The organism is Paraburkholderia sp. CI2, from assembly GCF_014201055.1.
Taxonomy (GTDB): Bacteria; Pseudomonadota; Gammaproteobacteria; order Burkholderiales; family Burkholderiaceae; genus Paraburkholderia; species Paraburkholderia tuberum.
Window position 1 is genome coordinate 129752 of record NZ_JACHDL010000022.1, and the last position, 10761, is coordinate 140512.

10 protein-coding genes and 1 pseudogene are annotated in these 10761 nt (G+C 62.6%); 2 read left to right on the forward strand and 9 right to left on the reverse strand.

Translation table 11 applies throughout. The annotated features are described in order from the left end of the window. Window positions 1-32 precede the first annotated feature (32 nt). The 3 genes from HDG32_RS26435 to HDG32_RS26445 form a co-directional block, all read right to left on the reverse strand. Window positions 33-665, reverse strand: coding sequence for a response regulator transcription factor (locus HDG32_RS26435; RefSeq protein ID WP_184071954.1), 633 nt, complete (start codon window positions 663-665; stop codon window positions 33-35). Beyond that, window positions 662-2287 carry a response regulator gene (locus HDG32_RS26440; RefSeq protein WP_184071956.1) on the reverse strand — a complete coding sequence of 542 codons (1626 nt, stop codon included), beginning with the start codon at window positions 2285-2287 and terminating at the stop codon, window positions 662-664. The genes HDG32_RS26435 and HDG32_RS26440 overlap by 4 nt, the downstream gene beginning before the upstream one ends. A gap of 255 nt (window positions 2288-2542) precedes the next feature. Next, window positions 2543-2860 (reverse strand): hypothetical protein, encoded by a 318-nt coding sequence (locus tag HDG32_RS26445; RefSeq protein ID WP_090811080.1) that lies wholly within the window; start codon window positions 2858-2860, stop codon window positions 2543-2545. Between the two features lie 310 nt (window positions 2861-3170). Here HDG32_RS26445 and HDG32_RS26450 point away from each other — a divergent pair, with 310 nt between their 5' ends. Next, window positions 3171-3416, forward strand: coding sequence for a hypothetical protein (locus tag HDG32_RS26450; protein ID WP_184071958.1), 246 nt, complete (start codon window positions 3171-3173; stop codon window positions 3414-3416). 26 nt (window positions 3417-3442) lie between these two features. Beyond that, entirely contained in the window at window positions 3443-3652 is a 210-nt protein-coding gene (locus tag HDG32_RS26455; RefSeq protein ID WP_090811076.1) for a hypothetical protein, read from the forward strand. 331 nt (window positions 3653-3983) lie between these two features. Here HDG32_RS26455 and HDG32_RS26460 read toward each other — a convergent pair. The 6 genes and pseudogenes from HDG32_RS26460 to HDG32_RS26485 form a co-directional block, all read right to left on the reverse strand. After that, window positions 3984-4337: pseudogene (locus tag HDG32_RS26460) on the reverse strand (NUDIX domain-containing protein); the annotation flags it as partial. Between the two features lie 206 nt (window positions 4338-4543). Further along, the gene (locus HDG32_RS26465; protein ID WP_260336603.1) at window positions 4544-6850 is read right to left on the reverse strand and encodes a WD40 repeat domain-containing protein; all 2307 of its coding nucleotides are present in this window, start codon (window positions 6848-6850) and stop codon (window positions 4544-4546) included. Window positions 6851-7409: 559 nt separating this feature from the next. Next, the gene (locus tag HDG32_RS26470; RefSeq protein ID WP_184071960.1) at window positions 7410-7769 is read right to left on the reverse strand and encodes a hypothetical protein; all 360 of its coding nucleotides are present in this window, start codon (window positions 7767-7769) and stop codon (window positions 7410-7412) included. A gap of 295 nt (window positions 7770-8064) precedes the next feature. After that, entirely contained in the window at window positions 8065-8943 is an 879-nt protein-coding gene (locus HDG32_RS26475) for a hypothetical protein (RefSeq protein ID WP_184071961.1), read from the reverse strand. A gap of 310 nt (window positions 8944-9253) precedes the next feature. Beyond that, window positions 9254-9679 carry a PRC-barrel domain-containing protein gene (locus tag HDG32_RS26480; protein ID WP_184071963.1) on the reverse strand — a complete coding sequence of 142 codons (426 nt, stop codon included), beginning with the start codon at window positions 9677-9679 and terminating at the stop codon, window positions 9254-9256. Between the two features lie 851 nt (window positions 9680-10530). After that, on the reverse strand, window positions 10531-10761 hold a 231-nt coding region (locus HDG32_RS26485), incomplete at its 5' end, for a dihydroxy-acid dehydratase (protein ID WP_184071965.1).

Genomic DNA, 10761 nt, shown 5'->3' on the forward strand with positions numbered 1-10761 from the left:
CTCAGAACGCGAACCGCATCATCCTTCGTTTTCTACTCGACGATCATGCCGTGCCGGATCGCGTACCGGATCACCTCAGCGTTGTTGGAAAGCCCGAGTTTCTGCATCAACCGCATCTTGTGTGTGCTGATCGTTTTCGCGCTGAGGGCACATGCCTGGGCAATTTCATTGATGCTCCTGCCTGCCGCGAGCATCTGCAGGACCTCGAATTCGCGGTCCGACAGTACTTCATGCGGCGGCACGTCGCCGCGCTGTGTATCGAACACCATCGCATCGACGAGCTTCGGATCGATGAAACGGCCGCCGTCCGCGAGCTTGCGGATTGCCGCGAGCAGCACCTCCGGGTCACTGTCCTTGGTCAGATATCCCGTTGCTCCCGCGCGCAGCGCGCGAGACGCGACCTGGGCCTCGTCGTGAATGCTCAGTACCAGCACCGGCAACGAAGGATGTTCCGCCCGTACCCTGCGGATCAGAGCGACGCCGCTGATGCCGGGCATCGTCATGTCGAGCAATAGAAGATCGAGCGCGCACGAGCGCAGCTTGTCGATCACTTCCGCTCCTTGCGCCGCTTCCGCCGCAACGACGATATCGCTCGTGGTCGCGATGATCTGTCTGAGTCCGCCACGGACTATCGCATGATCGTCCGCAATGAGTATCCTGATCATGTTCGAGTTCCGCCATCGAGCGGGATATGAATCGAAACCATGGTGCCCGCGCCCGGCGAGCTGTCGATCGAAAGCGATCCGCCGATCAGCCGCGCGCGCTCGTTCATGCCGAGCAGGCCATATGAATAGTCGCGACTCACCACTTGCTGATCGAAGCCGCATCCGTCGTCACGCACATGCAGCAAGAGCTGTGCAGCCGTCGAAACAAGCGTCACCTCGACACGCGTGGCGGCGGCATGACGCGCGACGTTCGTCAGCGAAGCCTGTGCAATGCGGAACAGGGCCGTCGCGTGGGCGTCGGACAGCGCGGGTTCGCCGCCTTCGATGCGCAATTCACACGCAATCGCATTGCGGCGGTTGAACTCGTCGACAAGCCATTCGAGCGCAGACACGATGCCGAAGTTAAGCGCCGCGGGCCGCAGGTGGCTCGCGACATTGCGCACCATCGAGATCGTGCCTTCGACCAGTTGGCGCATATCGTCGGCTTTTTTTGTCGCTTCCGCGTCGTGCGCGATGCGCATTTTGAGCAGCGACACGTCCATCTTGAGCGCGGTCAGCAATTGCCCCAGCTCGTCGTGAATTTCCATCGCAATGCGCTTTCTCTCCTCCTCGCGAATCGCCTCCATGTACGCGGACAGTTCGCGCTGCTGCTCGCGCGATTCGACGAGTTCCTGTTCCATCTGCTTGCGCCCCGTAATGTCATTCAGGCCCACATAGATCGCGGGAGAATCGTCGTAAGTCGCGACGCGCGCCGTCGCCATCGCCCAGAACCGGGTACCGTCCTGGCGCCGGAACTGTATCTCCGTGTTGCGCAAGCCACCCGTGGTCCGCAGATGTTCGATCAGACGCTCGCGCTCGCCCCGCTCGGCGTAGAAATCCGCGATATTGGCGGACGAGCCTTCGTCCATGCCGAAGAGTTCGCGCAGCGGCAGGTTCGTGTACAGGATGTGTCCATCCGGCATCGAGGTGATGCACAGCGGCACCGGACTCGTTTCGACAATCGCGCGAAAGCGAGCCTCGCTTGCCTGCAGGCGCGCGTCCGCGCGCCGCCGCTCGTCGATCTGCGCCCGCAAGTTGGCGTTGGCGCGCGCCAGCTCTTCGGTGCGCAATGCGACACGTCGCTCCAGATCGTCGCGCGCTTGCGATAGCGCGGCCTCCGTTTCCTTGCGCACGGCGACTTCCGCCAGCAGTTGCCGGTTCTGCGCGAGAACCTGCTTGTGCATCACCCGCAGTTCGAGGTGCACGCCAACGCGCGCGACCATCTCATCGACGCGCAATGGCTTGGTCACATAATCGACACCGCCCACCAGAAAGCCTTCGACGCGGTCCTCGTTGTCCATCAGCGAGGTCATGAATATGACGGCGATATCGCGCGTGCGCTCATCGCGCTTGAGGCGCCGACAGGTTTCGAAGCCGTCGATGCCCGGCATCTTCACGTCGAGCAGGATCACATCGGGCTGCGAGAAGGCTGCGCGCTCCAACGCTTCGATACCGTCGAGCGCCACCAGCACGCGAATGCCGCGCGCCTCGAGACTGTCGACAACCACGCCGAGATTCCCCGGCGTATCGTCGACGATCAGAATCGTGCCCGTATACGCGACCGGAGCGGCGAGATGGCTCATGATGCGGTGTTCCCTTCGAGATACCGCTCAGCGGGTTGCAGGAGCCCGCTCCACCATGCGTCGAAAATGTCGAGCGCCATATATCCCCGCGAGTGCCGCCGTTGTAGTTGTCCTATTCTGCACTCGATGCCGGCGCCTGGTCCATCACGCCCGCTCCGGGTTTCAAACGTCCGATGAAACGGCGCGCCCCGTGGCCTCACAGCCGCCGCATGCGTGCCTGTAAGCAGTTGCGCGCCTGGCCGGCGTTGCCGTTCGCTAGTGCGGCACCTCGGCCGCCACCGCGATCAGTCGGACCGTGCGCGGCAAGGTCAGTTCGTCGATGAGGTCGGCCACCTCGCACAGCGCGCGAAAGTCATACTCGTCGATCTGGTCCGCGTGATTGCGCCGCAACTCGCGCATGGTTTCGCCCAGGCGCCTGAGCGCGTTGGTCGTGCTGTCTATCAACGGCCAGCAGTGCATCAAATACGCAAGCGATGTCACGCTGCGCGTCTCGCACCAGGTGTCGAACAGTCGCAGACATATCACGTCGATTTGCTCGATGACGTTTTCCCGCTCCGATAGATAGCCGATCATGTTGCATCAATTCGACATTGCATTTCGATGGCCCATCATCTACGAGCAAAACGTGTGTCGCATTCAGCGCACGCTGGAAAATCAGGGTGTGACTTCCTGATTCGCGTGTCAGGAAATCCTTAGTGTCATTCATGGCGAAAGCCCCCGCAGATGGGCAAGGACCCTTAAATGCCGTTCTATATGCTGCTCCGGTTCAGGAAGTCCTGACGGCTGAAACCAGCGATTCCTGAAACGACATTCCGGCCGGCGCCGATTGGACGCACGCACCGATCGCCATAGCATCGAATCATCGTGCATCGCGGGGAAAATCATGGCGGGGAACACATCGCTGCGTTCTCAGGTCGAAAAACTCGTTGGACCGACGGGGGGCCGAGGGGCGCGCGTGCGTCTGCTGAACCGCTCGCGCTCGGGTGGAACATGCCGGGTGCGCATTCAAATCGATCTGCCGACCGGGGCGTTTTCACTCTTCTTCTTTCGCCATGCCGACGGCACATGGCACGTGTTTCCGCCGGGCCAGCGCCGTCCGGAAATGGGGATAGGCCGCATGGCGGCCTGATCGTTCAGCCAGCCGGGGAAATGCACATGCACGACGATGCTTCGAACACACTGCCGCAGGACGTGATAGAACTGCGCGCGTGGCTCAACGACTGGTACGACCATGCATTCGCCGTAGGCTACGTCCATCCGCCCTTCACGCTCGATGAAGCGACAGCCGACCGGCTCGAAGGCTACTTCAAGGCGGGCCTGACGCCGGCCGAAGGCGCAATTTTGTTCTTTGGCGTCGTGCATTGAGAGGCGAGCGATGAAGGCAAAAGACCGTGAAGTCAATCAATGAAACATCACATTGTCGGGCGTTATCGCGGATTCGTCATCGAAGCGCACATGGAGCCGCGGACGGCCCGTTTGTCCGATGGAATCGCGCTGACATATCGCGTCACGTGGTCGTTGCGTAGAAGGACACGAAAACAGCACGTCACCGGTGACTTAGCCGATGCCGTTACCTACGGGTCGGAAAGTGTTGCTCTCACGTGCGTCGACCGCAAGGCTCGCGCTCTTATCGATGCCATGCTGGCTCGCGCAGCGTCACGCGGACTCGAACGGTCATGAAAGAAATACGGCTCGACTAGCCGCGGACATCCCTGCCGAGATACGCAGCGACCGCGCCTGTCACGGCGAAGCCAGGCAATTGCTCCGGCGACGCCAGATGCGCGGCGACGATCTCGCGATTATCGAGCCGCAGTTCGGGTAAGCAATCGAGGCGCAGTTCGAAGAAATGTACCCGGTCTCTTCGCCCGTCCCACATGCCGGCGGCGCTGCCTGCCGGCAGTAAGGGGTGAGACGCGAGTCCGATCTCCTCTTCCATCTCGCGCAGCGCCGCAGCAGCAGGTGTCTCACCGGCCCGGACACTGCCGCCCGGAAACCCCCATTCGGCGCGGTACGACGACTTCAGCAGCAACAGAGACTGACCGACGTAGATTGGGCGGATTCAACCGGTCGATGCAACGCAATGAACGCCGGATGAGCGGCTCTCGGTGCAGAGGAAAACATGAGCGGACCTACGAGTAGGCGATGGACCTTCTCATGGCCGCGGACTTCGATGTGAGAGCTAGTCAGGAAGATTGGAAAGCAATTGGTCGCGCTGGCCAAACGTATCGTTGCGGCTCGCTCCGACCGGTCGGCGAGTTACGATCCACATACGTTTTCGCCCCGGCGCCCGCGTACGAGAGAAAGAGCGGCTTCATCATCGGTTGTGAGGAGTTTTGCTCCCACGAGCTTTTCCCTACACACGGCTTTAGCCATGCTCTGACCTCGCTTCTGCATGAGCCATCGGATAGGCCACACCCGCGCGGTCTGATCCGCGGACGCAGTTACCACCCGCTGGCCGTCCGGGCTGAAGGCGGCGGAGAAAACCGGTCCCTGATGTCCGGTGAGCTTCGCGATCACCTCGCCGGTCGCCGCGTCCCACACCCGCGCGGTCCCGTCCGCGGACGCGGTCACCACGCGCTCGCCGTCCGGGCTGAAGGCGGCGGAGAAAACCGCTCCCTGATGCCCACCGAACTGGGCGATCTGTTTGCCGGTGGCCGCGTCCCACACCCGCGCGGTCCTGTCCGCGGACGCGGTCACCACGCGCTGGCCGTCCGGGCTAAAGGCGGCGGAATAAACCAGATCCTGGTGCCCGCTGAGCTGCGCGATCTGTTTGCCCGTGCTCGCGTCCCACACCCGCGCGGTCCTGTCCCGGGACGCGGTCACCACGCGCTGGCCGTCCGGGCTGTAGGCGACGGAATCAACCGGGCCCTGATGCCCGCTGAGGAGCAAGATCTGTTTGCCGGTGGCCGCGTCCCACACCCGCGCGGTCCCGTCCCGGGACGCGGTCACCACCCGCTGGCTGTCCGGGCTGAAGGCGGCGAAGCAAACCCACCCCTGATGCCCGCCGAGCTGAGAGACCTGTTTGCCCGTGGTCGCGTCCCACACTCGCGCGGTCCTGTCACGGGACGCGGTCACCACCCGTTGGCCGTCCGGGCCGTAGGCGACGGAATCAACCGGGCCCTGATGCCCGCTGAGGAGCAAGATCTGTTTGCCGGTGGCCGCGTCCCACACCCGCGCGGTCCTGTCACGGGACGCGGTCACCACCCGCTGGCCGTCCGGGCTGAAGGCGGCGGAAATAACTGACCCTTGATGCCCTCTGAGCAGCAAGATGCCCATCGCCGCGTCCCATGCGCGCGCGGTCCTATCACGGGACGCAGTCACCACCCGCTGACCGTCCGGGCTGAAGGCGGCGGAATTCACCGGCCCCTCGTGTCCGGTGAGCTGCACGATCACCTGGCCGGTCGCCGCGTCCCACACCCGCGCGGTCTTGTCATCGGACACGGTCACCACGCGCTGGCCGTCCGGGCTAAAGGCGGCGGCGCTCACCGGTCCGCGATGTCCAGTGAGCTGCACGATCGCCTGGCCGGTCGCCGCGTTCCACACCCGCGCGGTGTTGTCATCGGACGCTGTCACCACGCGCTGGCCGTCCGGGCTGAAGGCGGCGGAGAAAACCGCTCCCCGATGCCCTATGAGCTGCGCGATGACCTGGCCGGTCGCCGCATCCCACACCCGCGCGGTCTTGTCATCGGACGCGGTCACCACGCGCCGGCCGTCCGGGCTGAAGACCGCGGAGCTTACCGGTTCCCGATGCCCGGTGAGCTGTGCGATCACGTGGCCGGTCGCCGCATTCCACACCCGCACGGTCCTGTCCGCGGACGCGGTCACCACGCGCCGGCCGTCCGGGCTGAAGGCGGCGGAAAAGACCGGTTTCTGATGCCCGCTGAGCTGCGCGATCTGTTTGCCCGTAGCCGCGTCCCATACCCGCGCGGTCCTGTCCGCGGACGCAGTCACCACGCGCCGGCCGTGCGGGCTGAAGGCGGCGGAATAAACCAGATCCTGATGCCCGCTGAGTTGCGCAATCTGGTTGCCCGTAGCCGCGTCCCATACCCGCGCGGTCCTGTCCGCGGACGCAGTCACCACCCGCTGGCCGTCCGGGCTGAAGGCGGCAGAATAGACCAGATTCTGATGGCCACTGAGCTGCACAATCTGTTTACCCGTGGCCAGATCCCACACCCGCGCTGTCCCATCCCAGGACGCGGTCACCACCCGCTTACCGTCCGGGCTGAAGACGGCGGAATCAACCGCATTCTGATGGCCGCCGAGCAACGCAATCTGCACTGATGCTTGCGCGCCACGCATAAGCTCAAGCTCTGCTTTTGCCGATCCCGGCGAGAGCCAACCGTTGCCCATCGCCAGCATCGCGAAGCGCATTGCGCGGTCATAATTTCCCGCGTCGTTCGCCGTTGTCGCGGCCGACGCCAACGCCAGGGAAGTCTGGCGTGCGACCGTCCGAGTCTGGTGAATGATCCACCCGGCAGTCACAATTAGAATGAATACGATTGTGCCAATCAGTACCTGGATGCGTCGCTGCGCGCCCTGTCCGTGCCCGCTCTTCGTTGACATGGGCTTGATCCTCAACGATTTGTTGCAACTGCGACTCGCGCTCCGCGCGTGCCACCTCGTTGCGCCCGCAGCAAGTCCATCGATAGGAAAGGTCGTCCGCGCCCAGCCGAAAGCAATTTGCACATGTCCAATTCGCAAAGAAATCGCTCGCCCCACGCCGTCGCCCAGACGTCTGGGGGCTTCCGGTCGCATCGTCTCACGCCCACCACGCACTCGATTCCAGGAAACAGCACATCAGTGCGCACCAGTGTCCGCTGCGGGCCGGCAAGCGGTTCTCAATTCAGCTATCGGTCCGGGTTCGGCCAACTCCCGCCATTCGACCTTAGGTGCAGGAAGACATTCGAATGTCGGTACCACCCAAAAAAACAGCCTCTCAGTCTGGGGAAGATCGGCGCCGCTTTCTCGGCCTTATGCGAAAGGGTGAGCCGACCAGGATGAGACGGAGGGCTGCCCGCACAAGAAAAGCCCGCAAGGGATCGCAGGCTGTGGGACAGTCATTCGCGGTTGCGGGCCGTACGAATGGCGCTGGTAACTATAGGTCTCGTGGCGTGCACGCCCTTCATTTGGGGCTGACCGAGTCGCACGCACTCTGCACGACGGCGTCATACGCACTGCTCGAATGACCAGCGACGCGGTAACTCACCACCTTTTCATTGCGGATGAAAACTTCGGTAAGCAGGTTGCCAACATAGCCGTTGTAACTGTTTTTCGCATTGACTATCAGATACACGCGATAACCGAACACAGCAGGCGCTCCAAGTGCGGCTCGCGTCCATCCCGACGATGGTTCATTCAGATATTGCACCACGGCGCTCGAAGGTTCATTTAGCATTGTCTGCCGATAGGCATCGATCAGGGCTTCGTAGTCGTCAGGGTACGTGCCGTAGGTCGCTGCCTCCGGCGTGTTCTTGTCGCACATCGGCGCAACCCGTGAGCACGCCTGCGATCAACACCCCCGCGCTCGCGGCCCTCAGCTTCGTTTTCATCATTTCACCTACGCGGACAGGTTTTTCATACGGCTTCTTATCTCTTGTCTGTACTTTTTGTGGCGCAGTATAGCCAGAGCAAAGGGGCGAGTGCCACTGATCGAGGAGCTAGACCTTCGTTGTTAGAGACTTCCACTCTTTACTCCTTGCCGGTCTCCCGGCGCACTGACAAGTTTATTGCGCTCTACGGTTCTGATCGGGACTGGATCGCAGTGGCCAGGTCAGGCCCTAAAAGCCGGGCGGGGGCGGCAAAGGTAGGCCGGGTGGGGGGGGCAGCGATGGCGGGGACGACAGCGACGGAGGGGACGGAGGGGACGGAGGGGACGGAGGGGACGGAGGGCGCGGCAGGGACGGACGGGACGGCAGGGACGGCAGGGACGGAGGGGACGGCAGCTTTGGCAACCCACCTACGGGCGGCTTGAGCATATCGATAACGGATTTCAGCTTTTGGGCGATGGCCTCGGTGACCGCCTTTTTCGCTTCGTCCGCGAGCGCCTCGCACACGGCACGGATGATCTCGGGCGGCGTGGCGCCGTTAGTGGTCGCGCCGATATTGGCGAGATGCAGCGGAGGCAGCGGTACCGTAAGCGGGCCTCCGGGCAGGTGCATGTCAAGTGAGAGTGTGCCGCCCATGACGGTGAGGTTGCGGATGATGACCTTGCGCGCGTTGCTGCCGGCCCGGATGGCGGCCGGGGTGGTGGAATAGGCCTGGGCGTTATTCTTGATGGTCTCCAGGTTGCTGGTGGCGGTGGGACTTTGCGCCTTGTAAGTAATCTGCGGCGCAATGACTGTGGCGGAATCAACAATGACAGGGCCGCCGCCGAGAAGTGAGCCGCTTTCCACCTGCAAGGCGATACGGTCCACCACTACGGCGTAGGGCGAAGAGAAACCAGTGGGGTTGCCCACGGTAAGTCCATCAAGCGCGCCCACGCCGGTTAAGGGCGAGAATTCGACGCTACCCACGAGCACCTGCGTCTGGGTCGCAAGCGCGCCTTCCGTCTCGATGGCGGACTTGATGGATGGTTCGAACCGGGCGAGCAGGGTCCACAGCGCAATAGCGGCGACGGCGAGCAGGGCGGCAACGGCAAGTCCGAGGGTTTTTTGCATGGTGTTGGGTGATCCATGAAAGGCGGTGGCCCGTCCAGACGCGCGGCCGTGTTCATCAGCAGTCGCCAATATTGACTACAGAAGTGGCTTGGAAATGGAAAAATGGGAAGGCGGTCTGAAGGGGCTTTGTTCGGATGGGGCTACTCTGCAATACCCCCATCCGAACAGCGCGGGGGCAAGGTGTTGAGTGCGCAGCGTAAGGGGGACTGAAGGGGCAAGCGGTTGAGCGCGAAGCTCGAGTCCGGCGATAAGTCGTTGCGACTGACCTTGCCAGCCGCAACGACCTCAGCTTAGGACTGTTGAAAACAGGTCACTCTGCCTGAACCTTCTTCGGCTTAGGCGGCGATTGCACCTTCGCGTACTGGAACTCGGGCGTTGCCTTCAGGGCGTCCTTGGTGGCGCCCGGCAGATATAGATTGCCGCCGCGCACGTCGAGTGCGGCGATGGGCACCGCGACGTCATGCGTGGCGACGCCGAGGAAGCCGGCTGTAGCGACGATGGCCGCCGACACGGAGCCGTCCGGGGCCACGATCAGATCTTTGACCGCGCCGATTTTTTCGTTCTGGTCGTTGTAGACCGATTTGCCCAGCACGCTCTTCTTGACGCTCCATCCCTGCAAAAGCGCCTGGGACTGGCTAATAGTGACGCTCAGAGTCTGTGTGCCGGCGACCTGTGCGTGCGCATCGATACATGCTGCAAGTGCCACTGCTACCAATACTGCCTTGTGCAAAGCCATACGTTCACTCCATGGTTAGATTCGGTTTCTGGCACGTTCTTCGGCCCCGGGGCGCGACGCCGGCCAATGTCCCTTCGCTACCGCGGGCAATGTCCCAATGCCAGTTAAAGGTTGGGACGGCGGGAGTCGTATAGGTTAGTAAAACACCGGTTCGGCGCGGCCGAGAGCCTGTATGCCAGATCGTTGGGCGCCAGTTTATACACTTGCTGTCGGCTTACAAGCCCCGTGGCGCCAATTCATAGTTCCCCTTTTTGCAACCTTGCCGGCCTACCGTGCGACAGAACCAACGACGCTTAAGCAAGTCGAGCAGCCGACCCAGACCGTGTACCATCCATTGCCAGCGCAAGGCGATCGTTGTCACAACTGGCTGCCACAGGACGAAGCCCGTGTGTCGGAACGCCGGCAAGTATTCGATGTGCCCCCGACAGCCTGTGATGGGATCGAGCACGTGTCCCCCGTCCGGTTGACGATGAACTGCTACCTGTAGACCGTGCCTGACGAACTTACGTGTATGACCGACGTAAGTTCGATAGCTGCCGTTGATGCCGCCCGGAGTCGAACGGTTCAACTGGGTCGACACTCGACGATGGCGCCGCCATCGAACAGGCTGCGGCGGATGGTCGGTTGAACCGGCTCGTAGTCCGCAACCCAGCGGGACCCGATACCCCCTACATTTCGCTTCTTTTCCCCGGTGATCTGCTGGGTCGCCTCGAAACACTGTGGCCCAGGCAATCCGCAATCTTCGACGACACCTCCGGTGAGGGATGAACTCTTCGTCGTTTGCGCTTGATCAGGCGCCGATCAGATCGAGTCGCGCGGGCGCTTCGGTCAGGGAGTTGAAAAAGCACCCGCTACTTAAGCTCTTCGGAAGGAAACGCGGTGAGAAAATCAAAGTCGCACCCTGCCGCGGCGGAGAGCACGTGATCGTGATAGAGCCGCTGGTAACCGCGCGCATACATCCCTTGCGCCGGACGAATCTCAGCGGCACGACGCGCCAGTTCGACCTCGTCGACCAGTAGATCGATCCGCTTGTCCCGCGCCGAGAGCCGGATCCGATCACCGTTGCGCACCAGCGCCAGCGG

What these genes read in the sequence shown, in the direction of transcription:
- HDG32_RS26435 (WP_184071954.1), bottom strand. Translation starts at nt 665, where the DNA reads ATGATCAGGATACTCATTGCGGACGATCATGCGATAGTCCGTGGCGGA.
- HDG32_RS26440 (WP_184071956.1), bottom strand. Translation starts at nt 2,287, where the DNA reads ATGAGCCATCTCGCCGCTCCGGTCGCGTATACGGGCACGATTCTGATC.
- HDG32_RS26445 (WP_090811080.1), bottom strand. Translation starts at nt 2,860, where the DNA reads ATGATCGGCTATCTATCGGAGCGGGAAAACGTCATCGAGCAAATCGAC.
- HDG32_RS26450 (WP_184071958.1), top strand. Translation starts at nt 3,171, where the DNA reads ATGGCGGGGAACACATCGCTGCGTTCTCAGGTCGAAAAACTCGTTGGA.
- HDG32_RS26455 (WP_090811076.1), top strand. Translation starts at nt 3,443, where the DNA reads ATGCACGACGATGCTTCGAACACACTGCCGCAGGACGTGATAGAACTG.
- HDG32_RS26465 (WP_260336603.1), bottom strand. Translation starts at nt 6,850, where the DNA reads ATGTCAACGAAGAGCGGGCACGGACAGGGCGCGCAGCGACGCATCCAG.
- HDG32_RS26470 (WP_184071960.1), bottom strand. Translation starts at nt 7,769, where the DNA reads ATGTGCGACAAGAACACGCCGGAGGCAGCGACCTACGGCACGTACCCT.
- HDG32_RS26475 (WP_184071961.1), bottom strand. Translation starts at nt 8,943, where the DNA reads ATGCAAAAAACCCTCGGACTTGCCGTTGCCGCCCTGCTCGCCGTCGCC.
- HDG32_RS26480 (WP_184071963.1), bottom strand. Translation starts at nt 9,679, where the DNA reads ATGGCTTTGCACAAGGCAGTATTGGTAGCAGTGGCACTTGCAGCATGT.